Genomic DNA, 24,729 nt, shown 5'->3' on the forward strand with positions numbered 1-24,729 from the left:
TTCGTGGTATAATAATATGGATATCAACTAGTCAGACAAACCGTTTGATTAGTACGAAAAGAAAGGATGTGTACGTATGAATAACAAAATCGAAGAATTACTAAGTGCTGTAAAACTAAATGACCTTATCTCTAGAAAGCAAATTCAAGAAAAGAAAAAAAATAAAGCATTATGTGTAGTAGCCATTATTGCTGCTGTAGCTGCTATCGCTGCTGTCGTTTATGCTATTTACAAACGTTGTACACCTGATTATCTAGAAGACTTTGATGAAGACTTCGATGACGATTATGAAGATGATTTTGAAGATGATTCTTTTGAAATTGAAGAAGACTCTGAAGAAGCAGTGCAAGAAGATTCAGAAAACTTCGAAGAAGAATTAGAAGAAAAATAATTGGTAACTGAATCGTTACCGTAATATTAAGTAGTTTAATAGCAATATATATAAATAACTCCAATCACTAACTAAGTGATTGGAGTTATTTTTTATGCTTCCCTAAAGGCTATCTTAAGTAAGATTGGGGATATTACTGTTGTAATAACTACAACAATAATAGCGATGTTTTTATAACTTATCTATAGTATACCCATTAGGCAAAAAATACAGATACCACACTAAGCTTGCTACTTACTTAGTGCGATATCCTTGTTTTGAAACTCTATCATTTTATTATCGCTCAATTGCTTTGTTAGAATAATCAGTAGTTACTAGGTCTGCATATGGAACTTTACCATCAATTACGCCAGCTTCAAGAAGAATGTCTTGTAATAAATCAAAACTTGCTTCCTCAAACACGGTATTGTCTTTCCAAGTTCCTTGATCATAATATCTCTTAATAATTGATACTATTTTTTCATCTTCTGTCTCTTTAAATTGAGGTTTTATAACTTTTGCAATTTCTTTTGGTGTGTGTGTGTTAACATAATCAAGACCTTTTTGAATAGCATTTGTGAATTTTTGAATGATTTCAGGATTCTTCTCGATATAGCTCTTCTTAGCTGAATAAGCGGTATAAGGTACTTTACCACTCTCTACACCAAGGGAATCCACTACATGGCCTTTTCCTTCCATCTCAAGTGCAGTTGCAGCTGGTTCGAATTCTACGGTATAATCACCCGTTCCAGTTGAGAATGCTTCTGCTGTTAATCCAAAGTCAATATTCTGAATAATTGTTAAATCCTTCGTAGGATCAAGACCATTTTTCTTCAGAATATACTCAAGAACCATCTGAGGCATACCACCTGCACGTCCTCCGATAACTGTCTTACCAACTAAATCCGTCCATTTGAAGTTATCGTTTGCTTCTCTAGCAACTAAGAAATTACCTGCACGTTGTGTTAATTGAGCAAAATTAACAACATAATCATCTGCGCCCTCATTATACACGTATATTGAAGATTCAGAACCCATGAAGCCTATTTCTGCTTCCCCAGATAATACTGCTGTCATAGTTTTATCAGCACCAAATCCTGTTACTAATTCTACATCTAATCCCTCGTCTTTGAAGTATCCAAGTTCAAGAGCTACATACTGAGGCGCATAGAAGATAGAATGTGCAACTTCGTTTAATGTTATCTTTGTAAGTTTACTGTCTTTCTTACAGCCAACCAATGAGGTCATTACCATAAGGAGTACCAGTACAATTGCTGTTAGTCTCCTTTTCATAAGAATCTCCTTGCATATTTTACATGTAATACTATATTCTTTATATATAACCTCTGTGCATGGCCGACTCCTTAATTCCTTTTTAATTGTTTTACCATTCTATGCAAATACAACCATCTGCTATATGAAATATTTCAAAATATCTATTTTCTTTCGGAATCCATTCAGTAATAAATCGTTGCAATTTCTCTTCACCGTTTCTCTTTCTTATGTTATCAACCTGATCTTTCTCGCTGATATTCATAAAAATCTTCACATCATATGGGTCATTAAAATATGGATGCAGGCTATATGATCCTTCCATTATATTTAACCGATGTTTCTTAATAAGAATTTCCTCTTTGATTTTACCTTCCATACAACTATAAGGTCGATAGATTACATCCGTTCCACTAAGTACGGGTCCCATAACCTCTGTTTGGAATCTTTCATAATCTACATTTCCTCCAATTTGTGCAAGTCTTTCTTCTGTCCTTTGATATCCTTGTAAAAAGAAGTCATCTAGATGGAAGAGATTGCAATCATAGATATCTTTTAGATAATATCCTAATGTTGTCTTACCGCTCGCACATTTTCCATCAATAGCTATGAGTATTGTTTCTCTATCCGAAGCTTCTAAGACCCTATTAATTGCTTCCCTTGCCGCAGCAAATCTCTTGACGCAAGCCTCTTTCATCATTAGTCTATGCTCTTCCATTGCTCATTCCCTCCGACTGCTGCACTCTTCGTAGTTGATATACAATAAGTGGAATGAATATTAACTGGATTATAATCCCTGGAATTGCATTTACAAATGCTTGTACCAAGAAAATCTTCCATGTAAATGTGTTACCAAGTGCACGGAATAATCCAAAGGATGTAATTCCCCATACAACTCTGCCGGCAAACATAGCAATGATTAAGGATATATAGATTCCCCATCTTTTATCACTTAATTTGTGGTATAACAATCCAATAACAAGGCCATATGTAGCTAACTCCATCGACATTGCAACCGCGATTGGCATCATTGGTGGCGTTCCAAACAGCACACTTCTCAGTAGCGGAACGATGAACCCCGCAATCAAACCATAAGGCCCGCCACATAGGAAGCCACATAAGATAATAGGAATATGCATCGGTAAAAGCATATTACCTATGCTTGGAATCTGCATCGTCACAAAAGGTAAGACAAGACCTAATGCGATAAAGAATGCAGTTAAAACCAATTTTATTGTTTTATTCTTCTGTATCATTTCAATCCTCCGTTATCTGTTTTAATCTTCTGTCTCATGGAAAAAGCTAATAATAGAATTTGCAATTTCAGGATGCGAATTATGAATCTGATTTAAATAGCGGAATGCACTACCTTCATAATTCTGTATTTCTCCAAACAAGCCAATCTCATAACAATTTCTAATAATATTAATGACACAATTATCAAAATGATTCTCTTTACACGATTTACATTGCTTTAAAATATGAGCAATTGCCTCTTCTAAATGTTCTGTATCGAAAACTTTAAAATCTGTAAGTGGAATTTGTTGTGCTCCATTTACCACATATGTATTCTCTTCCTTAAAACATTGTGTAATACATTTTTTGGCATATCCAATAATACAATCATTATGACTACAAGTACCACAAACCTCTTCACTCATGCAACTTTTGCTCAAATCTGTTAAAACTAAATCATAATTAAGTTCTGAATTCAAAATTCCCATTACAAACCTCCATTTTTCTTTTGTTTTCTTAATTTTATATATAACCGTCAAAAATAATATCATTCCACGATTTCTTATTATACTATACTAACTGGTGTTTGGCAATTTTAAGCCTAGTTAGTTGGGAATTATTGTTAGCTTTCCCTTTATTCTATACCTTTTTACTAGTCTTGTATTCATAAAAAGCACCTCTGGGTTAATTACTTTTAACTCACTCAGAGATGCTTCCATATACATTATTTAATTTTCCTATATTTATCTACCATTACCTGGTTGTACTTGACTATCCTGTACTTGACTTTCATCTGAGCTACTTTGGTTTGAGGATTGGCTACTTGATGCTTCACTCTTACTACCTAATTTAACGCTAAGTGTCTTCTCTTGATAGCTTCCATCGATTAATCTATTAACTACAATTTCTACTTTTTCTCCAGCTTTTCTATTACTTAGTAGTTCTGATAATTGTGACATTGATTTAACTTCTCTTTTATTGAATGATGTAATGACATCACCACTGTGAAGACCAGCTTCACTCGCAGGAGATTTCTCACTTACTTGACCAACATAAACACCAATTGGCATTCCGTATCTTTCAGAGATTGTACTTGTTACATCTTGACCAGTAATACCCAAGTATGCCTGTTCTTCTTCGGATATATCTACTTTACTCATTAAGTCATTAATAATTGGAACTGCATAAGTTATAGGAATTGCATATCCCATGCTTTCTACTTTTTCTGAAGCGTATTTTACGGAGTTAATACCAATTACACGTCCTTGTGAATCAAGTAAAGCGCCACCACTGTTACCAGGATTGATTGCAGCATCTGTTTGTAACAATTTCATTGTATAATCTTCAGTTGCAACTTCACGATCTTTCGCGCTGATATAACCTACAGTTACAGATTGTCCGTAACCAAGTGCATTACCAATAGCGATAGCCATCTCACCAACTTTAACGTTATCAGAATCACCTAATGTTGCAACACGAATTGTATTCTTTGTATCCTCAGTTAAACTAGATAACGGTATTGAAATTACGGCAAGGTCTGCGCCTGAATCAGTACCTTTTACTTCCGCATTGGCTTTCGATTCATCGCTGAATGTAACTTCTACCGTTTTAGCCCCTGATACCACGTGATTATTTGTAACGACTAAAACTTCTTTATCATTCTGTCCAATGATAATTCCTGAACCACTACCTGTGGCTTCTTGGTTATAAACTCTACCGAACATATCTTGTTGTTGTATGACTGAAGTACTATCAATAGATACGATTGAAGGCATTACATTCTCTACTACTTGAGATACATCGGTTGCACCGTTTGATGTAGAAGAATCTGTTGTAACTTTCTGTACTCCTGCATCTGATGCTGTACCTGAGTCAATATTTAGGTTTGTCTCAAATTTTTGACCAGACCCATTTGTAGAAGAAAATCCTCCTTGTACTGCCTGAAAACTTAGAGATGCAATAACACCGAAGGCTATTGCTGCAACTGGAACTTTTACAAAACCTGGTATTTTTCTTTTTCTCTTTGTATCTTGTATTGTTTCTTCCACTATAGTTGTATCGATAGTTGGTTGATAACTGTATAAGTTTTCGTAATTCTCCATATTTTCTTGATTATTATTCATTCCATTATTCATAATAATTTTCTCCTTTCACTATACCTGTTCTATTTGACTATTCGTTGTTTTTCAACTAATAGTTATAATTGATTTCCTTTGATGAATATAGTTTAGCAAGAAATTATGTTCAATTTGTGATTGCCTTTTGAAGAAATTGTGAACACATTGTGATAACATTGTGTTCACACACAAAATTTTACAATAAAAGGGTTTTGTAAAATCCATATTAGATTTCACAAAACCCTTTTATATATGACACTAGAATATTATCTTATTTATTTTTTAAAACTTTCTAATCTTGCTTCCATTGTCTTGTTGAAGTTTTCAACTTTTCTTTCATATTCTGTATTCATGAATGTCGAAGTAAGCATGAAATCTGCAGTTGCACGGTTGTTTGCAATTGGGATATCATATACAACTGCTATACGTAGAAGCGCTTTCACGTCTGGATCATGTGGTTGAGCAGCTAATGGATCCCAGAAGAATACGACAAAATCAATGTTTCCTTCTACAATTCTTGAACCAATCTGTTGGTCACCTCCAAGTGGTCCACTGTTGTATCCTTTAACAGGTAGATTAACTTTGTCAGCGATTAAACGTGCCGTTGTACCCGTACCACATAAGATGTGATTCTCTAAAACCTCTCTATGTTGCATAACCCAATCTACTAGTTCTGCTTTCTTACTATCATGTGCAATTAATGCAATGTGTTTTTGTTTTCCAATTGTGAAATTAATAAAATCGTCTTTAATCATATATTTTCTCCTATCTGTACTATTATTGTTACTATTTTATCTACAGTCTATTCTTTTTTTATGTTACCCAACACCCGAACAGATGATGCCTCTTCTTTAATACCTCGAAGCGCATTAATAACCCCTGCATCGCAAAGATTTCCTTCAACATCCACAAAGAATCGGTACTCAAAATTCTTTCCGTTAATTGGTCTTGATTCAATCTTTACCATATTTAAATTATTATATATAAAATGAGATAACATATTATATAAGGTACCACTCTTATGTGGTAATTCAAAACAGATGCTAACTTTGTTCGCATCCTTAAGAAAAATCTTCTGGTTTGCTATTATAATAAATCTTGTACAATTGGTATTATCAAAATTAATGGAATCTTTTAGAATCTTCAATCCATAACACCCCGCTGCCTTCTTACTACCAATAGCTGCTTGTGTAATGTCCCCATCTTCCATAACTTTCTTAGCACTAGCCGCGGTACTTAGATATTCTTTCTTCTCAATATAATCATGTTCTTCTAAGAACTTCGCACACTGCATTAATGGCTGTGGGTGGGAATAAACGGTTTTCAGATTCTCTATTGTTGCACCTTCTAAACCAAGTAGTGCATTCTGAATCTGAACAACATGTTCTCCTACTATATAATTATCATATTCTAGTAATAAGTCATAGATGTCCGAAATTCCACCTGTTGACGAATTCTCAATTGGAAGAACTCCATAATCTGCTCTACCTTCTTTAACGGCTTCCATTACCTTACGGAATGTTAATTCGTTAAAGCTGTCAATATCGGTTCCAAAATAATCCTCCATACATTGTTGTGTATATGTGCCTTCTTGACCAAAGAATACGACCTTGGTGTCTGCCGTAATTGGTAGTTTATCTATCGCCTCAAAAGATTTTGAAACACTCTCTGTTTTTACTAATGTGTATTGTAATTTACGACTGATGGACATAATCTGTGTGAATAGCTCCTGAGCAGCATGCTTATTAAATTCATTGCTGGCTAAAGAACCTAACGTTTCTAATTTCTCATCTTCCCGTTGTTTGTCATACACTTTCTTACCTACACTAATCTTATACTCCGCAACATTCTTTGCTATGTCCATACGTTCTTCTAGCAAGGAAATAATTTGCCTATCTATGCGGTCTATATCTTCTCTACTCTTCAGTAAATCTACCATTGGGACCTCCATGTTATGCCTTATACTCTGATCTATTCCTAAATCTTATAGAATTGATAACTATTCATTCATGATTATTATATACCAGTCAATCCACTATTTGCAAGTAACGTATTAAATTTTGCAAGTAAATCTGTCTCCATGGTTTTGTTCAACCTGGTGTTTCTTCTTCTTCGTATAAGTAGAACTATGTTTTTCCTCTTCTTCCTCTTTACGCTTCTCCTTAGCTGTAGGTAATTCAATGTATCGCTTGCTTTTCATAGCCTTGGCAGATTCATCAGCAATCGCAGCTTGTTCCATCTGAGAATCTTCATTCGTACCTCGTACTCCTGACATATGACTCGATACTACACGTTGTACCTCATCTTTCGTTTTACTGTTTTTTATCTGTTCTCTCATCATCTTACGGCTCATCTCAATCTTGATTGCCTTCATATATAACACCGGATCATGTTGACGTAGATATTCTAATTCTGCTGCTGTAAGTTTCTTCCCTAATGATAATTTGGCACGGATACTCTTCAGCCTTGCTTGTACTCTCTCTGGATCTTCCTCTTTATTAAGAATGGAATCCAATTGAAAAGAACTTTTCTTACTTTCGTTCTGCTTATCTAACTTCATTTGCTGCTCTTTAAACATATTCAATGCATTCATTGTGTTACTGATAAACATACTCTCACCCTATCCTTTATACAAACCCTATTATTAAGTTTAGCTGAAAGATTAACGTATATAGCTTATATTCTTTCACCCTTTGTTCTAGATATCGGCCATAATAAGGAAAAAAATAACGTAGAAATCGGTTCTTCTGAATTAGTTCGTGATCTTTTACAACTATCAACTGTTTTTATAGTTATAATATGAAACAAATTGCAGTTAGCTACTCTAGGGAAACTTCAAGTGCGAAGTTTGAGTTCCTTACTTTAACACTGAATACACCTCTTCATGAAAAGATAGGGAACCAAATACGATTATTGGTGTCTTTTCTTTATTACCTTTGTCTGATTCTTCTATAGCTAACTGTAATGCTTCTTTCACTGAACTAGTAACCTTCACATTAGCACAATAATGCGTTGCACACCTTGCAAGAGATTCTGCATCTAACCCCCTTGCATTCTTAGGCGTTATGGTATAGATTGACTTTGCTTTCTCTGCAGTTATCGCTAATACCTTTTCATACTCTTTGTCTGCCAGTACCCCCATTACATAGATACATTCTTGTCTAGGGAAATATAGTTCAAGTGCTTCTAGCAAAGCATACGCGGCATCTTCATTGTGCGCCCCATCAAGAATTATTGTAGGATTATCATGAATCTTTTCAAAACGCCCATTCCAGCTTGTTACATCTAGTCCATCATATATGCTTTCAACTGTTACTTCATAACCAATATTCTTAAGCATTAATACAGTATTAATCGCTACCGCCGCATTCTTAACTTGCATCTTGCCTAATAGGTGAATCTTAAGATTCTTTAGTGTATTACAATTTTGAAAATTATTCTTTTCTATTGCAAAATCAAACACAGTTTTATCAATACCATAATTTATATTCTGTATTGCATCAAAATTCGTTATCAATAGCTCTGCTTCTTTTTCTATACATACCGATTCAATAACTTCCATAGCCTCTGGTTGTTGTTTATATGATACAACCTTACAATCTTCTTTCACAATTCCTGCTTTCTCATATGCAATTTGGGCTAAAGTATCTCCTAAGAACTGCATATGATCCATACTAATTGATGTAAGGGTGGCTACTCTTGTATTCTTAATTATATTCGTAGCATCTAATCGTCCTCCCATGCCAACTTCCAATACAACTAAATCGCAGTCTTGCTCTATGAATTCAAGAAAGCACATCGCTGTCTCGATCTCAAAAGGTGTAGGATGGGGAAAGCCATCTAACGCCATCTCATCACATACATCAGCTATACGTGTTATGTGCCTTGCAACAGCTTCTTCCGTTATATATATTGTTTCCACACTGGACGACTTAGCCTTACTAGTAATCTGTATCCGCTCACAATAACAACGAATCGTTGGTGATATATATCTACCAATTCTGTACCCAGCCACAGCCATAATATTAGCTACATATGCAGCTGTAGACCCCTTTCCATTAGTACCTGCTATATGCACAAATTGTAATCGATCTTGTGGATTACCAAGACGTTTTAGCAATTCTGTTATTGACTCTAAACCAAGTACGCTACCAAACTTAGCTACTTCATCCATGTATCTCATAGAATCATAATAATTCATTTGTACCCCTCTTTCCTTATAAACTGTTTATATAATTGAGAAACTCTCCTTCATACCTAAAGACAAACCATTTTGTTAGGTATGAAGAAGAGTTTCGTATATGTCTAATAAGCTTTATTATTTTTCATCACATACTTGGAAAATATAGAATTTTAGGTAGTACGATTCATCTGCTGCCCATAAGATTGGGTGATCTGGTGCTTGTGTTCTATATTCTACTTGACGAAGACGTTTGTGCACATTTCTAGCTGCTTGTCCAATTGTCTCTGTGAATAATTCAGGCGTCATAAAGTGAGAACAAGAACAAGTTGCAAGGTAACCACCATCTTTAATGAGCTTCATTGCACGAAGATTGATTTCTCTATATCCTTTTACTGCATTTTTTACTGAATTTCTTGATTTCGTGAAAGCTGGTGGATCAAGTATTACAACATCGAATTTTTCACCCTTGTCCTCTAATTCTGGTAATAAATCGAATACATCTGCACATAAGAACTTAACCGTATCTTGTAACCCATTAAGTTCAGCATTCTCCGTTGCTTGCTTGCAACCAAGATCAGAAGCATCAACGCCTAGAACACTGGCCGCACCAGCAATTCCTGCGTTCAAAGCAAAGGAACCTGTATGTGTGAAACAATCAAGAACTTTCGCTCCTTTACATAATTTATGAATTGCTTTACGATTGTATTTCTGATCTAGGAAGAATCCAGTTTTTTGTCCTTCTTCAACATCAACCATATAACGAACGCCATTTTCTACGATTTCAACTTTCGTGTCAAATGGTTCTCCGATAAATCCTTTTATTCTCTCCATACCTTCATTCGTACGTACTTTGGCATCGCTACGTTCGTATACACCACGTATAGTAATTCCATCTTCTTCCATGCATGCAATTAAATCTTCAACGATTTGCAACTTGAGACGGTCAATACCTAAAGCTAATGATTGCACTACTAAAACATCTGAGAATTTGTCAATAACGATTCCTGGTAGAAAATCCGCTTCACCAAAAATCACACGACAACTACTTGTATCAACGGTTTTCTTGCGATATTCCCAAGCATTCTTTACTCGCATAGTAATGAATGCAGCATCGATTTCTTGGCCTTTTTTTCTTGAAAGTAAACGTACCGTAATCTTAGAATTTGTATTAATGAATCCTATCCCCATGAAATAGTCATCAAAATCATGTACGTATACTAAATCCCCATTCTCAAACTCACCAGTAATCTTGTCGATTTCATTATCAAAAACCCACATTCCACCTGCTTTGATTGTTCTTCCTTCGCCTTTTCTTAATTTAACTATTGCTCTTTCCATCTATTCTTCTATGCAGTCTGACTTTTGCATAATTCCTTTCTGTAAACTCTACATGATTATATCACAATGCGTTTTGCATTACTACTTTCTTTTCTCAGCTCACTCCAAATATGGATGTAATCACCTTTGCTCATTAAGAATATTCCTAACTCTTCTCCAAATACTAGATACATGAAGAAAAATCTATTTACTAATTTTATTACATGTGGTCTATTAGGTTGGTGTATGGAATGTGGCTTTACTGGACTTCATTCTATTCGTTCGCATAAGGACCCTGAACTAACCTGCCACACATCCATATGGATGTTTCCAATCTATGGTGCAGCTGCTTTCCTAACACCAGTTTGCAAGCTACTGAAGAATACGAACACGTTAATACGAGGAGGGATCTATACAGTCTGTATCTTCATTACGGAATTCTGTACAGGAGAATTACTTAAGAAGTACAAAGCGTGTCCTTGGGATTATAGCAAAGCAAAATTTAATTTAAAAGGTGTTATTCGATTTGACTATGCTCCACTATGGTTTATTATGGGCTTATTCTTTGAGAAAATACTTCTACGTAAGAAACCAATCTTATAGTATTATTACTAACAAAGTTCAAAAATAGGGAAGTAAACAGTTAATTAAACACTGTGTACTTCCCTATTGATTGCTATTAAGTATTAGAAGTTAAATCCATTATAGCCCCAATGACTAACTTCTTCATATTTGACATAGATCTTGTCCTTATCTACTCCAACAACTTTGTTGAATATATCACAAATTGCCGTAGTCAACTTATCATAAGCCTCTGATGTGGTATTACCGAAGATCTTAACTTCTACAAAAGCGATTTTCTCAAAAGCCTCCCCTTTAAAATACAAACTGTAATTGTCTTCAAATCCAAGCATCAACCAGCTTTCACTTTTTCCAGGTATTAAGGTGATTGCCTTCCCTAGTTCCGATTTCAACTCTTCCTTTTGTTCATCTGTAAGCGATACAGACACTTTTGAATTAATAAATGGCATGATTTATTCTTCCTTTCCTTTTCAATTGCTTAACAAACTACCAGTTGTATAATTTCTTATACGTAATACCTAGTTCCCATCGATGACGTCTTACCTTCATTCTCCCATAGGTAATCTTCAAATATTCATAAAATTCCTGTTCATATGCAAGAATTATAGCCAATTCCTCATCTGTGATTGCATAATCACCGTAACGGATAGCCATATACAAATCATTTACCTTCTTCAAAGAATGTGGAGTTATTGATATAATTTGATCCATTCTAGTTGTATACACTTGTAAGGTCTCTGTGTTCGTATATGATAATCCTATCTTTTCTAAATGATACATAATTTTGCGGTAGATTACAACTGCTTTCGTAGCATTATTAGCCTCTTTGTATAAGCGACGCATCTTACGACTAATTCCTAGAAAGTAAATAAAGAAGAGTAGCATTATTATACCAAGAATACCAGTAATAATGAATATTACATCAGTATTAATCCTTGTATCTGTCTTCACTACCTCAACTTCATCATATTCTTGCCCAGGAATCTCTGGTGGCTGTTGATTCTGTCCCATATATGGATTTGATGATTGATAACTATTACTTTCTTCTATACTAATTGGTTTCCATTCTTTATAGAATTTCTCTACATATCCAGGAGTTGGTTCGAACGGAATCCAACCAATTCCATCAAAGTATACTTCTACCCAGGCATGGGCATCTGCATTCTTAACTGAATAATAAGAGTCTTCCTTATCTTCATAGTCAACATAGAAGCCTTCCACGTAACGCGTAGGTATACCTAGACACCTTCCCATAACTGCCATTGCACTTGCAAAGTAAGTACAATATCCTTCTTTTTGATCGAACAAAAAGCTATCAACAAAATCTTGGCCCTTTTCTGGTTCAATCGTCTTAGTGGTATAAGTCAGTGAGTTCAGGTAACGCTCAATTGCCTTCATCTTATCATAATTCGTGGTAAGCCCCTGTGTGATTTCCTGTGCTAATTGATAGACTCTGTCTGGTAATGCCTCTGGTAACGAGATATAATCCTTATAGATTCTATCTCTACGATTTTTAAGTACCTCAATATATGCAGAATTGAATGTATCCCACTTAATTCCTTGCTTAAAGAAATCTCCCCTAAAACTTTGTAACGCTTCTAGATCAAATCTAGAGGCATAACTATCGTATGTAAATGTATCAGAATCTCTAAGCATATTTTTTAAAAATTCACTATCCATATTTAACATATAATAATATGTCAGGTAATTTGTTCCCTCTCCTTTTAACTTCTTAAAACGAAGATTCGCATAATGATCTGTCTTTTCCTTATTCCCCGAAGATTCTACGAAACGAGAAGTCTTTAGAGGATAAAATTTAGTAATCGTACGAATATCTTCATAGACAATTTCATAATTCTCATACTTTATTAAGTTCTTAGTATCGATTTCATTCGCCTGATACCTCGATAGTGCAAGCGCTAATTCATACAAGTCATTGATATACTCCGATGATTCATCCGTTATCTTCGTTGTCTTAGTTGTCCAGCTGCTTCCATTGTATATATTCTTAACATTACCAATCAAGTACCCTGGATACTCCGTTGTAGAAGTTTTCAGCTTTAACGCTACCCCCTCGTCACTACCTATCTCACCGCCAAGATCAGAGTCGCCATCAGAAAAGCCTGCGAACGCCATCTCATACGAACCATCTTTGCCCGCAAAATACAATCTAATCTGTTCACTAACAATCTCTCCCTTTTCCTTAATCATTGAGATTGCCTTGCGAATACCAGTCCACCTAATCGGATCTTCTCTCATCGGTAGTAGGAATATACAGATTGTGATTGTAAAACAGATTGGTAACAAATGCAAAGTTGCCACTTGCTTCTTCTCTTTCGTTGCCTCCATCTGGTTACAACCAATCTCTACTAATAGTATCAGATTTACTAAAACCACATATGCCACCAACATACGCGTACATGGAAAACCAATTAGACTTATAACAATAATTGCAACGAATGTTCCAGCAAAACTACAATACTTAACCATATTCTGTTTACATAATAGCGTTGCTATTAAACAATCAACGCCCTGAATAAGTATGATCAGTATGATTCCATAATTACGATGAAGTTCCTCTGTCCCATTCATATAATTTACTACAAAGTTCCATAAATTTTGAATATGTAAGAAAAACGGAATTTTCTTTAGGTACAAAAATGTACCTATAACTACTACTATGCTAAATAATAACACTAGAAATATTCTACTATGGTGATGTACTAGATAGAGTACTACCATGCTTATTACTGCAATCATTGATATCAGTAATCCACTCACCCTGAAATCATATAGGACATTCACAATGGATGTCAGTATTGTAGCAAGCAATGTGATTGAGATTATATGGTAGATACGTTGTTTTACTTGATTCGATATCTTCATGACACTTCCTCCCCCAATATTAGGCCTAATTCTAGAGAATATCCGTAAGTTCATCTTCACGTAAAATCTCTCTTACACATATCCCCAAAGAACGGAGTGTCTCAATCTTTATCTTTTCTTTATCGCCTATCTCTGAAGTAAAATAAAGTAATACCACTTCTGTTCCCTTTTTCATTAAACTTTGCAACTGGATACACAATGCATCTTCAAGTCTGTGAACAAGCATTATACAAACTCCCATATTTAATATACTATTCGCTAACAATTCATGAATTGGAACCTTTTGATTAAATTTAAGAGTTGCACTCTCTTTGTATAGCTTTTCGAAATCCGTTGGACTTTGAATTCGCATTTTATTCATACCGTCTTGTTCAAAGTATACATTCATAGGAATACCATTCTTCTGACTATACTTAACGATAGAAAGCTCCGCCTCAATCATCTTATCTTCGATAATAATCTTATCCATCTCTTTTTCATTTAATTTATAAAGATCTAGATACAAATTCATCTCTTGTCTAGGATTTTGAGTCATTTTACGAGTCAGCAAAGATTGTTGCTTCGCACTTGCCTTCCAATGGATTCTCCTTAGGCTATCACCATATGCATAGTTACGAAGCTCTGTATCCATCTCAACTTCCTTTGAATTCTTGTTCGTTACTGTCCTCTTTGAATCCTGCTCAATCGGTAAAATTCTAAGCCTCGATAAACTTAGTACCCGGGGTAATACGGTTACCTTATACTTTGATTGTAGTGGATAAGTGATTGCTAATATTCTTAGAAAATCTGTTATCACTACGAAATTCACACCCACTTCATATTCCCCTCTATAGTTGCATCGTAGGTTTGTCACTTTCTCAATACGTTCACCAGGTAACAAGGTGTATTCTGTGGTTGCATTCGCCCCAACTACCTGTGACTTATTATCAAAAAATTTCACTTGGATACTCCTATATGTAAGAAACTGCTCATTCGATACAGCATAGCGATATGGTACCAACTCTCCCTTAACAATTGTCTTACGATCAATCGATTGATAGATTCGGAAACTTTGATACACATATAATGTATATATGAATGCAATGATTGGTAGTATGATAGCTAAATAAAAGAGTGCATAGGATACATTGCCACCATGATTACTTACAAAAATAGTTGTTATAATTAAGAATGCTAGCAGGATATATCTATATATCTTCATGTATATGGCGACCCCTTTCACATTAATTAATATGGTATTCGTAATACTGAAACGATTGATTTCAGCACCTTCTTGGCATCCATTTTATTAAGTTGTGCTTCAGGAATTACCACAATTCTATGTGCTAATACTGGTTCAATCATCGTTAATATATCATCCGGTATGACGTAATCTCTTCCACTAATATACGCCTTTGCTCTAGCTGCACGAATCAAAGCTAACATTGCTCTAGGACTTGCGCCCAATACTATATTGGCATTCTTTCTCGTCTCGTCTACCAGATTAACAATGTATGCTAATAGTTGCTCTTTAATTAAAACCTGATCCACTTCATTTTGCATTGTAAGGATATCTTCTTCATTCACCACCGAAGAGATTGATTTGATACTTGTCCCAGATATAAACTTTTGAGCAAGTAATAGTTCATCTTCGTTTGATGGGTATCCGATCGACAACTTGATTAAAAATCGGTCTAGCTGCGCTTCTGGCAAATTATATGTACCCAAGTAATCAATTGGATTTTGTGTTGCTATAACCATAAAAGGATCTGGTAACACCGTTGTTTTACCATCTACTGTAACCTGCTTTTCTTCCATTGCCTCTAATAAACTTGCTTGTGTTTTTGGAGAAGTACGATTAATCTCATCAGCAAGAATAATATGGTTCATGACTGCGCCTTTCATGAAATCAAATTGTCCTGTCGTCATGTTATACACGGAGATCCCAGTAACATCACTTGGTAATGTATCTGGTGTAAATGTTATTCTTGAAAATCCACATGATATTGATTTCGCCAAAGCACTTGCTAGTGTTGTTTTTCCTACCCCAGGAACGTCTTCTAGCAAAATATGCCCTTTCGCCAAGAGCGCAATAACTACCATTTCGATTTTGTCTTTTTTACCAATAATTACTTGTTCCATATTCGTAATAATCCTAGATACTTTATCAAATTCCTCCATAATTCTATACCTACTCCTCTCTTTTATACCATTTTGGTAATTTATATAACTCTCTTCCGTTTCAACAATATAACTATGTCTTAAAGTTACCTACTACAAAGAGTATTCCAACTTCATAACTCCTATATATAGTCTTAACACCTTTTATCTTCCTTTATATTCCAATAATATCATCTTTTATAATATATATCCATATAAAAATCGCCAGTAAATACTTCCAATTTTCGTTAGTTTGGTATAAAATAATAACATTAATAATTATGCAATGGGGACAAAAATATGAAAAGAAGAAAACCACTTATTATTGCACATAGAGGGGCTAAAAGCCTTGCAAAATATGAAAACACAGTAGAAGCATTTCAGATAGCGATAGACTTAAAACTACAAATGGTAGAGTTTGATATACGTCAGACAAAGGACAAGAAATTAATAATCTATCATAATCCAACTATCGGTGGCAAAAAGATCCGTAATTTAACCTATCACAGGCTTACTACAATCGCAAACAAGAAGGGATTAGAGATTCCTCTCTTAGAGGATGTCCTAAAACTATGTCAAGGTAAGGTTCATCTAGATATTGAATTCAAAGAATCCGGTTATGAAAAAGAGGTAGTTGACCTGGTTACTGCTTACTTCAATTATGACGAATTCATTATGATTAGTTTTTCGGATAACATAATAAAAGAAGTGAAGCGCATAGACTCAAATATTCGGACAGGTCTGTTAATAGGACTTGAGGGTGCATCTCTTCCACAACGTCTACAAGAACTATATCCAATTAGACGATTAAAGAATACTAATGCTGATTTTATAGCCGCGCATTATTATCTAGTAACACGTTTCTTAATCTACTTATGTAGAAAATATAACTACGATCTCATCGTTTGGACCGTGAATCGCGACCGAACATTCCATAAGTTAAGAAAGCAACGTGTTACAGCTATTGTAACTGATTTTCCGCAGAGATATACTCGGACAAAGGGCAAGAAGCAGCATATTTTACCCTCAAGATAGATTATAAAATAATTCAGCCCGATCTTTCACTGTCAACCAATTTACATTATACAAAAAATTATTAATATAGGAAACCTTATCGGTTCCATACTGCATAAAATATGCGTGTTCATAAACATCAAGCACTATGAGTGGGAAACCTAAAACAATTCCTCCCATATCATGTGTATCTAAACTCATGTTCATAAATCTCTGAGTCCTTTGTTCAAAGGCAAGTATTGTCCACCCACGGCTTGCCTTTGCTGTAGCTATAAAATCCAATTCCCAGTTTTCAAAAGTGCCAAAATCTCTCTCAATTAGTTTAAGCACGCTATCAGGAACCACATTCTCTTTACCGCCAATATTACTAAAATATAATTCATGGAGTATAATTGCATTAAGAGAATAGCTCTCTCCTCTTTTTAATCCACGAAACTTACTATATGTAGAGTTCGCTTCACCTGGTTGATCGTCCCCTGCCTTAAATATCGCATCGATCTCATTATATTTTTTAATATATCCTTCGTATAGTGAATAATGCGCTTGAAATTGTGCATTATCTACCACAGTAATGTTTTCATTAAAAGAAAACTCCTCAGCTTTTAACATATAGCTTTCCTCTCCTAACCTTCATTAATTACAGAATTATACTGGTATTATCGTATTCTTATTAATATATGCAACCATTATCCATAATTAGAACGTAGATCTTGTTGAGCTTGTTATGCGAAGGGGCGAAGTTCCGACAATATACCTATAGAAAGAAAATCAAGTGCTCTAAGTGGCATTTGATTTACCCCAAATAAACACACTGTACAGAACCAGAAAAAGGTGATAAACTTAATACTGATTTTATATCTTAGGAGGGGGTTCTATGCTAAAAGCAGTTATTTTTGATATGGATGGTGTACTTGTTGATTCTGAACCACTCAACTTACAAGCCTTAATTAATGCATTAAAAGATTTTGGAGTAGAATTAACATTAGACTATTGTTCCCAATTCATTGGTTTATCGAATACTGATACGATGAGGCAAATCATCGATGATTATAAGCTGGATACAACGGTTAACGAATTAATACTTGCAAATAAAGTTATGAAAAGAAAGATGATTAAAGAAGAAGGATATCCACCTATTCCGTTTGTCAAAACACTTATTCAGAATCTATATCGCAACGGTATTAAGATGGCCGTAGCATCTTCTTCACCTGAAGCAGATATCTTGCATGTTACAAAAACACTTGGAATCTATAAATATTTTGATAAAATTATAAGTGGAGATTTTGTAGAACATTCAAAACCTGATCCAGAAATCTTTACTCTTGCACTAAAAGAACTCGGGATATCAGCTTCACAAGCTATGGTAATTGAAGATTCTATGAATGGTACAATTGCCGCAGAAGGAGCAGGGATAAAAACGATTGGTTTTCTTAATCCCAATTCCGGAAATCAAGATTTAAGTCATGCCTGTGTATTAATCGAAAGCTTTCAAGATGTTAATTATCATTTTATAGAGAGTGAATATAGACGAGCTTATGGACTACCAGTAGAGATCACAAAAACCAAACGTCTTGTAATTCGTGAACTTACCGTGGATGATATTAAAACGATGTATAAGATCTATCAAGATCCTAAAGTACGAGAATATATAGATGATATTGATGATTATCTACAAAATGAAATTGATAAACATGAGGCATATATAAACAATGTATATTCATTCTTTGGCTATGGTCTATGGGGTGTCTTTAAAAAAGATTCCAACCAATTAATCGGACGATGTGGAATCCAAAATCGTACCATTGATAATCGGCTGGAAATCGAATTAGGCTATCTATTGGATGGAGACCATTGGGGAATGGGATATGCCTTAGAATGTACTAAGGCCGTTTTATCATACGCTTTTGAATATCTAGGCATCCAAAGAATTGTTGCTTCTATTGACAAGTTAAATGCACGTTCTATAAATATTGCTACTAAATTAGGTATGTTAAAAGAAAAAGAAATAATAGACAACTGTCGCCATTGCTATCTATATGTTATAACAAAAGACGCTTATGATAAGCAACTAGAAAAAGAAGAAGCTTCTAGAAGAAAAGAAGCCGTTTATAAAGTTCTCAATAAGTACGAAGATGGAATAGATACCGCAGTTTATAAGAAACGCTATCGTTACCTTGATAACGATAATTAGGAGGTTTAATTAATGGAAGAATTTTATGCAGCAATTGAAGAAAAAATAAAAGAATCTGGTTATCCAAAGAAAGTTGATGGTTGTTCCATCTATACAGAAATTTCAGATTTCATTGAAGATAAAGATAATGGTTCTTATTTATATCTATCTAAAAACCATGAAGATGATGTTTTTGAATATAAGATTGACGTTATGACAGACAATTTCAATCTTGCTACTCTATCTATTACTAGTAGAGGTCAAAGTTATTTTATAGATTTTGACGCTTAAGTAGTAGTTGATATAACTTTTGACACTCAAACCAATTACTAATAAAAAGCTTATACTTTATATATAGATATTAATTATCTATATTAGAGTATAAGCTTTTTATTATCATAGTTTTATAAACTATTTCTTATTACCTGGAGTTGTTGTGTTAGTATTGTTCGTGTTGTTATTTGTGTTGTTACCAGTAACATCATTCACGCCATTCTCTACACCATCGATTACATCATCAACGCCTTCTTTAATGTCTTCACCCACTGTGTTACCATTTGTTGTTGTTCCGTTGTTTGTTGCTCCGTTGTTTGTTGTTCCGTTGTTTGTTGTTCCGTTGTTTGTTGTTCCATTTGTTGTTCCATTGTTTGTTGTTCCGTTGTTTGTTGTTCCATCGTTTGTTGTAGTACCATTATTCTTATTTACCTTATCATCTCTTGTGCATGCAGTCATTGCAAACATAGATAAACAGAACACTGCAATTAATACGTACATTTTCTTTTTCATGGAATATTCCTCCTAGTATACTATTACTTGTAATTACTCTGCTACTTTAAACCTTATAGAGCTATTACATATTACGTAGTTAGTATTCCACTCTTACATAAAAATATTCATATATAACAAAAGACTCTTCTTTAAATTAAAAATTTATTGAAGTCTTTTACTTTTTTTTCATTTAATTAATTCGTAAACTCTGTCATATTTCTACGAAATCGAATCGGTAAGTTTTGTCGTTGTAATTTATAATTTGTCCGTTCTAAAATTGCGATTGATTCAACAAAAGATTTCCATAATTGTTCTAAGCTTTCCTCTTCGTTATTGATTTTCCCAAGTTCAGAAAAGTCAACTTCAGATGTATCTACTTGAACCCAGCCTTCACCGATTTGATGTACTATAGCTAATTGTCGTACTTCATCATGGATAATCCAATTCTCAACAGGCAGTCGATCTGCAAAATGTGGTGCTAATAAAGTAATGACATTATTTTTCGGATTTATCTTTCCATATAATACATGATTCTTTAATTCTGAAAATCTTAAAAATCCAGTATAATGATGAACTTCATTTCCAACTGCTCGGTTCATCTCAAAGATCGTTTGTACAACAGGATTACTATAATTTGTTATAATAGAAGAACCATAATGAATTCCAAGTATAACAAATCGATAAATTGCATCAGCTTTGTCTTGCCTATCTGTCATAGCTGCACGACATATTGTTTCATAAGCTTCTACTGATATCTTTTTCTTAATCGTTCGTACAACCTTTTCCGACTTCTCATAATCTGTAACAACTGGGATATATTTCGAAAACAATTGATAATTCATCATTTGGTCAATAAATTGAATTTGAATATTCTTATGTCCATAACCGCTATCCCAAGCATTGTAGATTGCAGTAAAAATCCCATCTAGACTATCTTCACATTGAAAAATGTACTGCTCCAAGTTAGCACCTCTTTCCTATATAACGTTCCTCCATTGTTCCTTGAAATCAAAGGTTACGCTTTTATTCCCATGTTGAAATTCTTCACATCAAATAAAGATAATTGCTGGTATGTGGTATTATCTTCTAAACCTAGAATTATCTTGTCTTCTAATGATGTAAGTTGGTTCGTAATAAAATTCTCATTGAACTTCATAGCATACATCGTTTTTCCGCTACAGGTAATGAAATACATTGCCCTTTTCAAAACAACACCTATTTTTTTCAAATCAGCAAAATCTAGCCTCGCATGTTTTCTAGCTTCCATAATTCGCGAGACAGACTTAACTCCAATACCCGGAACACGCAATAAAGTATAGTAATCGGCCTTATTAATTTCCACAGGGAATAGGTGCAAATTCCTAAGTGCCCAATCACATTTGGGATCTAGTAAAACATTAAAATTCGGTTGTTTCTCACTCAATAGCTCCCCAGAACTAAAGCCATAATATCTCATAAGCCAATCTGCCTGATATAGTCGATGCTCTCTAAGTAATGGTGGACCACCAGCTATTGTTGGTAACATACTATCCTCATTCACTTTGATAAATGCAGAATAAAAGACTCGTTTTAAATTAAAGTTTCGATATAATGCTTCCGCAACAGAAACTAATTCAAAATCATTCTCTGGTGTTGCTCCAATTATCATCTGCGTACTCTGCCCTGCAGGAACATACACACGATCACCTTTCTTCATATTAACGGCCGAAAGCCTCTTAACTCTCAATGCATTCTCTTTGTGAATAGAGCTAATATCTTGATTCGTTAACCCTGTTGCTACCATTCCCGTTTGTTGATTACTTACTGCAATTTCTTTACTTGGTAATAATACTTGTTTATCCTTTAAACCTAATTGCTGTCTATTACTGTATATTCCATTCTGAATCTGCTTCATAGGACGCAATATATTCGTACGATTTTTATTGGGTGCTAGCATCTTAAGCCCATCTGCGGTTGGTAGTTCAAGATTAACACTCATACGATCAGCCAACCAACCAATTTTATCCACTAACTCTGGATCCGTCCCTGGTATTGCCTTAACATGTATATACCCATTAAACTGATGTATCATTCGTAATTGATATAACGTTTGATATATCAAATCCATTGTATAATTGGGATTTCTCAGTATTCCAGAACTTAAAAATAATCCTTCAATATAATTTCTTCTATAAAATTCCATCGTTAAGGAGCAAACTTCCTCTGGTGTAAAAGAAGTTCTTTTTACATCATTAGAAGAACGATTAATACAGTATTTGCAATCAAAGATACATTCATTCGTATACAAGATTTTTAGCAAAGAGATACATCTACCATCTGCCGAAAACGTATGACATATACCACTTGCAACAGAATTCCCCATACTTTTACCATCACCTTGGCGATCAACGCCGCTAGAAGTACATGCAACATCATACTTAGCTGCATCTGATAAGATCTCCAATTTCTGTTGTATGGTTAAATTTTCTTGAATGTGCATCTCTAATGCCTCCAATTAGTTTTATTATAGAATTACGTCAAATGGTTAATCAAACATACGTTCTATTTTGTTGTAATTAATTATAGCACATACGTTCGAATTATTCAAGTTAAATTATTGGTATAATAAGATAAAACACTCTGCTTTTAATGCCAAAAAAGCTCTTTTCCTAGTTAAGATTATTTATATCTCAACTAGGAAAAGAGCCTAATCAACTCGAATCTAGCATATTCAAATGGATATTCATTTACACTTTATTAATCAACAAATCCAAATTTATTTAATGGCCAAATTCTAAGAAACGCTTTACCTTCAATATAATCACGATGCACAGGTCCTACTTCTTTGTAACGACTATCAAAACTTATCTCACGATTATCTCCTAGTAAGAAGTATTCATCCTCAGCTAACGTAATTGGGTTTTTCGCGATTCCCGCAGAACTTATTGGATCTTTACCATAGTTCTCTTTAAGAATCTCTCCATTAATATAGATATCTGAACCAATAATCTGTATTGTTTCACCAGGTAAACCGATTACTCTCTTAACATAATACTCATCCACATCTTTTCCATAAGGATAGAATACTACAATATCAAATCGTTTTGGGTCACCAACAACATAACTAATCTTGTCAATCAGTAAGCTTTCTTCATTGTGTAATGTATTCTGCATCGAATCGCCATCAACAACTGTTCTTTGTAACACATAATTTGGGATAATATATAATCCAATAAAGAATATTACGACATATACAAGTAATTCTTTAATAAAACTTGTACGTTTTTCTTTCTTAGAATTCTGATTATCGTCTAAATGATTCCCCTGCTGTTCAACTTCGTCTGTTAATACTTCCTCGGAAAAAGTCCTTTCCTGCAAAGCTGATACAGAATCGTTCTCATATGTGTCAACGTCAACAGTGCTTTGTTTATCTTCGAAGTCATCATTCGAGTAATTTCTTTCTTGACTCATCCTGTTTCCCTCTTTCTCTATGACACTTATTTTTTGCAAAGACTGACGTTTCCAACCCCTCCAATAAGAATATCAATTAATCAACTAGTGTATCTTCATCACCTACGATTTTTACTTTAGACTTATTTAATTCTTCTACAGCGATAGAAAGTGGCTTTGGACAGTTACAAGAAACGAATGGCTTACTTCCACTAATAATTTGTCTTGCTCTCTTAGAAGTTGCTAATACGATAGAATATCTGCTATTAACTACTGGATCTTCTCCTGGTTCAACCTCGCTATTTACTACGTTCATTAAGTCTGTATATGATGGATGCAACATTTTATTAATCTCCTTTCTTAAATACATTTAATTCATTACTCATTTTTTCAATAAAAGAATCATTTCTCAAAGTTCTACTATGTTCACTTTTGATGATTTCATTCAGATGCTCAACACACTCATCTAAATCATCATTCACAACGATATAATCATATTGCTTCATAAACACTGCTTCTTCAGATGCTCGATTTAATCGCTTTTCAATCTTATCCATACTCTCCGTACCGCGATGTACAAGACGATTTCTAAGTTCTATTGCATTCGGTGGAGTTATGAATAGCAATAAGGCATCAGGGAATTGTTCTCTTATATGAAATGCTCCTTGTACTTCGATTTCTAAGATTACATCTTTTCCTGCTGCTAATTGTTCCTCAACATATTTCTTGGGTGTTCCATAATAGTTTCCGACATACTCAGCCCACTCTATTAATTCACCCTGCTCTATCATACTCTCAAAACGTTCTCTTGTCAAAAAGAAATATTCAAGGCCGTCTTCTTCCCCCACACGTGGTACTCTTGTAGTAGCTGATATGGATAAACCATAATCGTATCTGTTTAACAATGCTTTCATTAAGGTACCCTTACCCGCACCAGAAAAACCAGAAACAACCGTTAGTATCCCCTGTTTACTCATCATCATCACCCTTTTGATCCATTTCATCTTTACTATTTACACGGTTTGCAATCGTTTCTGGTAGTAAGGCAGATAATACAAGATGGTCGTTATCAGTTACGATGACGGCTCTTGTCTTTCTTCCACAAGTCGCATCAACTGCTGTTCCATTATCCTTTGCTGTCTGAACCATACGTTTCACTGGTGCTGCCTCAGGACTAATGATTGCAACTATTTTCCTACTGTTAATAATATTGCCAAAACCGATATTAACTAAACCATTCAAACAG

The 24,729-nt window shown here is 34.5% G+C and carries 27 protein-coding genes; 5 read left to right on the forward strand and 22 right to left on the reverse strand.

Translation table 11 applies throughout. The features are described 5' to 3' along the window. Positions 1-76: 76 nt before the first annotated feature. Positions 77-391: a hypothetical protein gene (locus BUB90_RS19520; protein WP_073290587.1), complete on the forward strand. Its 315-nt coding sequence runs from the start codon at positions 77-79 to the stop codon at positions 389-391. Between the two features lie 276 nt (positions 392-667). On the opposite strand, the gene BUB90_RS19525 is transcribed toward BUB90_RS19520, so the two are convergent. The 10 genes from BUB90_RS19525 to BUB90_RS19570 form a co-directional block, all read right to left on the reverse strand. Then, positions 668-1,663: an ABC transporter substrate-binding protein gene (locus BUB90_RS19525; RefSeq protein ID WP_084139386.1), complete on the reverse strand. Its 996-nt coding sequence runs from the start codon at positions 1,661-1,663 to the stop codon at positions 668-670. Between the two features lie 91 nt (positions 1,664-1,754). Then, the gene (locus BUB90_RS19530; RefSeq protein ID WP_073290589.1) at positions 1,755-2,360 is read right to left on the reverse strand and encodes a hypothetical protein; all 606 of its coding nucleotides are present in this window, start codon (positions 2,358-2,360) and stop codon (positions 1,755-1,757) included. Next, a complete protein-coding gene (locus tag BUB90_RS19535) occupies positions 2,347-2,898 on the reverse strand; it encodes an ECF transporter S component (RefSeq protein ID WP_073290591.1) in 552 nt (183 codons plus the stop codon). The genes BUB90_RS19530 and BUB90_RS19535 overlap by 14 nt, the downstream gene beginning before the upstream one ends. Positions 2,899-2,919: 21 nt before the next feature. Further along, on the reverse strand, positions 2,920-3,366 hold the full coding sequence (locus BUB90_RS19540) for a hypothetical protein (RefSeq protein ID WP_073290593.1): 447 nt from the start codon (positions 3,364-3,366) through the stop codon (positions 2,920-2,922). A gap of 255 nt (positions 3,367-3,621) precedes the next feature. Further along, positions 3,622-5,013, reverse strand: coding sequence for a S1C family serine protease (locus BUB90_RS19545; RefSeq protein ID WP_073290595.1), 1,392 nt, complete (start codon positions 5,011-5,013; stop codon positions 3,622-3,624). A gap of 257 nt (positions 5,014-5,270) precedes the next feature. After that, on the reverse strand, positions 5,271-5,750 hold the full coding sequence (locus BUB90_RS19550; RefSeq protein ID WP_073290597.1) for a methylglyoxal synthase: 480 nt from the start codon (positions 5,748-5,750) through the stop codon (positions 5,271-5,273). Positions 5,751-5,797: 47 nt separating this feature from the next. After that, the gene (locus tag BUB90_RS19555) at positions 5,798-6,934 is read right to left on the reverse strand and encodes a bifunctional chorismate mutase/prephenate dehydratase (protein ID WP_073290599.1); all 1,137 of its coding nucleotides are present in this window, start codon (positions 6,932-6,934) and stop codon (positions 5,798-5,800) included. A gap of 114 nt (positions 6,935-7,048) precedes the next feature. Beyond that, a complete protein-coding gene (locus BUB90_RS19560) occupies positions 7,049-7,606 on the reverse strand; it encodes a hypothetical protein (protein ID WP_073290601.1) in 558 nt (185 codons plus the stop codon). Positions 7,607-7,852: 246 nt separating this feature from the next. Beyond that, positions 7,853-9,196 carry a bifunctional folylpolyglutamate synthase/dihydrofolate synthase gene (locus tag BUB90_RS19565; protein ID WP_073290603.1) on the reverse strand — a complete coding sequence of 448 codons (1,344 nt, stop codon included), beginning with the start codon at positions 9,194-9,196 and terminating at the stop codon, positions 7,853-7,855. 117 nt (positions 9,197-9,313) lie between these two features. After that, complete coding sequence (locus BUB90_RS19570) at positions 9,314-10,516, reverse strand: class I SAM-dependent rRNA methyltransferase (protein WP_073290605.1); 1,203 nt, start codon at positions 10,514-10,516, stop codon at positions 9,314-9,316. A 126-nt stretch (positions 10,517-10,642) separates the two neighbouring features. On the opposite strand from BUB90_RS19570, the gene BUB90_RS19575 reads away from it, so the two are divergent. Next, entirely contained in the window at positions 10,643-11,098 is a 456-nt protein-coding gene (locus BUB90_RS19575) for a putative ABC transporter permease (RefSeq protein WP_330393814.1), read from the forward strand. An 83-nt stretch (positions 11,099-11,181) separates the two neighbouring features. Here BUB90_RS19575 and BUB90_RS19580 read toward each other — a convergent pair whose 3' ends face one another. The 4 genes from BUB90_RS19580 to BUB90_RS19595 are packed head-to-tail and all read right to left on the reverse strand — an operon-like array spanning position 11,182 to position 16,123. Further along, positions 11,182-11,526, reverse strand: a complete 345-nt coding sequence (locus BUB90_RS19580; protein WP_073290607.1) for a phenylpyruvate tautomerase MIF-related protein — start codon at positions 11,524-11,526, stop codon at positions 11,182-11,184. 37 nt (positions 11,527-11,563) lie between these two features. Continuing rightward, complete coding sequence (locus BUB90_RS19585; RefSeq protein ID WP_073290609.1) at positions 11,564-13,963, reverse strand: transglutaminase-like domain-containing protein; 2,400 nt, start codon at positions 13,961-13,963, stop codon at positions 11,564-11,566. Between the two features lie 31 nt (positions 13,964-13,994). Further along, a complete protein-coding gene (locus BUB90_RS19590; RefSeq protein ID WP_073290611.1) occupies positions 13,995-15,164 on the reverse strand; it encodes a DUF58 domain-containing protein in 1,170 nt (389 codons plus the stop codon). A 26-nt stretch (positions 15,165-15,190) separates the two neighbouring features. Next, complete coding sequence (locus tag BUB90_RS19595) at positions 15,191-16,123, reverse strand: AAA family ATPase (RefSeq protein WP_073290613.1); 933 nt, start codon at positions 16,121-16,123, stop codon at positions 15,191-15,193. A 279-nt stretch (positions 16,124-16,402) separates the two neighbouring features. On the opposite strand from BUB90_RS19595, the gene BUB90_RS19600 reads away from it, so the two are divergent. Next, on the forward strand, positions 16,403-17,137 hold the full coding sequence (locus BUB90_RS19600; protein WP_073290615.1) for a glycerophosphodiester phosphodiesterase: 735 nt from the start codon (positions 16,403-16,405) through the stop codon (positions 17,135-17,137). Here the strand turns inward: BUB90_RS19600 and BUB90_RS19605 are convergent. Continuing rightward, positions 17,129-17,725 (reverse strand): superoxide dismutase, encoded by a 597-nt coding sequence (locus BUB90_RS19605; RefSeq protein WP_073290617.1) that lies wholly within the window; start codon positions 17,723-17,725, stop codon positions 17,129-17,131. The two genes, BUB90_RS19600 and BUB90_RS19605, sit on opposite strands and share 9 nt — an antisense overlap. Before the next feature lie 265 nt (positions 17,726-17,990). On the opposite strand from BUB90_RS19605, the gene BUB90_RS19610 reads away from it, so the two are divergent. Together BUB90_RS19610 and BUB90_RS19615 are read left to right on the forward strand one after the other, a co-directional pair. Further along, positions 17,991-19,307, forward strand: a complete 1,317-nt coding sequence (locus tag BUB90_RS19610) for a GNAT family N-acetyltransferase (protein WP_073290619.1) — start codon at positions 17,991-17,993, stop codon at positions 19,305-19,307. A 12-nt stretch (positions 19,308-19,319) separates the two neighbouring features. Further along, positions 19,320-19,577, forward strand: a complete 258-nt coding sequence (locus BUB90_RS19615; RefSeq protein WP_073290621.1) for a hypothetical protein — start codon at positions 19,320-19,322, stop codon at positions 19,575-19,577. A gap of 120 nt (positions 19,578-19,697) precedes the next feature. Here BUB90_RS19615 and BUB90_RS19620 read toward each other — a convergent pair whose 3' ends face one another. The 7 genes from BUB90_RS19620 to BUB90_RS19650 all read right to left on the reverse strand — a co-directional run bounded on the left by BUB90_RS19620 (position 19,698) and on the right by BUB90_RS19650 (position 24,725). Next, on the reverse strand, positions 19,698-20,072 hold the full coding sequence (locus BUB90_RS19620; RefSeq protein WP_073290623.1) for a hypothetical protein: 375 nt from the start codon (positions 20,070-20,072) through the stop codon (positions 19,698-19,700). A 176-nt stretch (positions 20,073-20,248) separates the two neighbouring features. Next, positions 20,249-21,016, reverse strand: a complete 768-nt coding sequence (locus tag BUB90_RS19625) for a TIGR03915 family putative DNA repair protein (protein WP_073290625.1) — start codon at positions 21,014-21,016, stop codon at positions 20,249-20,251. Positions 21,017-21,069: 53 nt separating this feature from the next. Next, positions 21,070-22,533, reverse strand: coding sequence for a putative DNA modification/repair radical SAM protein (locus tag BUB90_RS19630; protein ID WP_073290628.1), 1,464 nt, complete (start codon positions 22,531-22,533; stop codon positions 21,070-21,072). A gap of 257 nt (positions 22,534-22,790) precedes the next feature. After that, positions 22,791-23,504: a signal peptidase I gene (gene lepB, locus BUB90_RS19635; protein ID WP_084139388.1), complete on the reverse strand. Its 714-nt coding sequence runs from the start codon at positions 23,502-23,504 to the stop codon at positions 22,791-22,793. 76 nt (positions 23,505-23,580) lie between these two features. Continuing rightward, positions 23,581-23,826 (reverse strand): DNA-directed RNA polymerase subunit omega, encoded by a 246-nt coding sequence (rpoZ, locus tag BUB90_RS19640; protein ID WP_073290630.1) that lies wholly within the window; start codon positions 23,824-23,826, stop codon positions 23,581-23,583. Between the two features lie 4 nt (positions 23,827-23,830). Continuing rightward, complete coding sequence (gene gmk / locus BUB90_RS19645) at positions 23,831-24,460, reverse strand: guanylate kinase (protein ID WP_073290678.1); 630 nt, start codon at positions 24,458-24,460, stop codon at positions 23,831-23,833. Beyond that, the gene (locus BUB90_RS19650) at positions 24,453-24,725 is read right to left on the reverse strand and encodes a DUF370 domain-containing protein (protein ID WP_073290632.1); all 273 of its coding nucleotides are present in this window, start codon (positions 24,723-24,725) and stop codon (positions 24,453-24,455) included. Before BUB90_RS19650 ends, gmk begins: the two co-directional genes overlap by 8 nt. Between the last annotated feature and the right edge of the window lie 4 nt (positions 24,726-24,729).

This window comes from Anaerosporobacter mobilis DSM 15930, from assembly GCF_900142955.1.
Lineage (GTDB): Bacteria > Bacillota > Clostridia > Lachnospirales > Lachnospiraceae > Anaerosporobacter > Anaerosporobacter mobilis.

Bases quoted from the DNA above. Each gene is read 5' to 3' on its own strand.
- BUB90_RS19520 (WP_073290587.1), top strand. From the start codon at position 77: ATGAATAACAAAATCGAAGAATTACTAAGTGCTGTAAAACTAAATGAC.
- BUB90_RS19525 (WP_084139386.1), bottom strand. From the start codon at position 1,663: ATGAAAAGGAGACTAACAGCAATTGTACTGGTACTCCTTATGGTAATG.
- BUB90_RS19530 (WP_073290589.1), bottom strand. From the start codon at position 2,360: ATGGAAGAGCATAGACTAATGATGAAAGAGGCTTGCGTCAAGAGATTT.
- BUB90_RS19535 (WP_073290591.1), bottom strand. From the start codon at position 2,898: ATGATACAGAAGAATAAAACAATAAAATTGGTTTTAACTGCATTCTTT.
- BUB90_RS19540 (WP_073290593.1), bottom strand. From the start codon at position 3,366: ATGGGAATTTTGAATTCAGAACTTAATTATGATTTAGTTTTAACAGAT.
- BUB90_RS19545 (WP_073290595.1), bottom strand. From the start codon at position 5,013: ATGAATAATGGAATGAATAATAATCAAGAAAATATGGAGAATTACGAA.
- BUB90_RS19550 (WP_073290597.1), bottom strand. From the start codon at position 5,750: ATGATTAAAGACGATTTTATTAATTTCACAATTGGAAAACAAAAACAC.
- BUB90_RS19555 (WP_073290599.1), bottom strand. From the start codon at position 6,934: ATGGTAGATTTACTGAAGAGTAGAGAAGATATAGACCGCATAGATAGG.
- BUB90_RS19560 (WP_073290601.1), bottom strand. From the start codon at position 7,606: ATGTTTATCAGTAACACAATGAATGCATTGAATATGTTTAAAGAGCAG.
- BUB90_RS19565 (WP_073290603.1), bottom strand. From the start codon at position 9,196: ATGAATTATTATGATTCTATGAGATACATGGATGAAGTAGCTAAGTTT.
- BUB90_RS19570 (WP_073290605.1), bottom strand. From the start codon at position 10,516: ATGGAAAGAGCAATAGTTAAATTAAGAAAAGGCGAAGGAAGAACAATC.
- BUB90_RS19580 (WP_073290607.1), bottom strand. From the start codon at position 11,526: ATGCCATTTATTAATTCAAAAGTGTCTGTATCGCTTACAGATGAACAA.
- BUB90_RS19585 (WP_073290609.1), bottom strand. From the start codon at position 13,963: ATGAAGATATCGAATCAAGTAAAACAACGTATCTACCATATAATCTCA.
- BUB90_RS19590 (WP_073290611.1), bottom strand. From the start codon at position 15,164: ATGAAGATATATAGATATATCCTGCTAGCATTCTTAATTATAACAACT.
- BUB90_RS19595 (WP_073290613.1), bottom strand. From the start codon at position 16,123: ATGGAGGAATTTGATAAAGTATCTAGGATTATTACGAATATGGAACAA.
- BUB90_RS19600 (WP_073290615.1), top strand. From the start codon at position 16,403: ATGAAAAGAAGAAAACCACTTATTATTGCACATAGAGGGGCTAAAAGC.
- BUB90_RS19605 (WP_073290617.1), bottom strand. From the start codon at position 17,725: ATGTTAAAAGCTGAGGAGTTTTCTTTTAATGAAAACATTACTGTGGTA.
- BUB90_RS19610 (WP_073290619.1), top strand. From the start codon at position 17,991: ATGCTAAAAGCAGTTATTTTTGATATGGATGGTGTACTTGTTGATTCT.
- BUB90_RS19615 (WP_073290621.1), top strand. From the start codon at position 19,320: ATGGAAGAATTTTATGCAGCAATTGAAGAAAAAATAAAAGAATCTGGT.
- BUB90_RS19620 (WP_073290623.1), bottom strand. From the start codon at position 20,072: ATGAAAAAGAAAATGTACGTATTAATTGCAGTGTTCTGTTTATCTATG.
- BUB90_RS19630 (WP_073290628.1), bottom strand. From the start codon at position 22,533: ATGCACATTCAAGAAAATTTAACCATACAACAGAAATTGGAGATCTTA.
- lepB (WP_084139388.1), bottom strand. From the start codon at position 23,504: ATGAGTCAAGAAAGAAATTACTCGAATGATGACTTCGAAGATAAACAA.
- rpoZ (WP_073290630.1), bottom strand. From the start codon at position 23,826: ATGTTGCATCCATCATATACAGACTTAATGAACGTAGTAAATAGCGAG.
- gmk (WP_073290678.1), bottom strand. From the start codon at position 24,460: ATGAGTAAACAGGGGATACTAACGGTTGTTTCTGGTTTTTCTGGTGCG.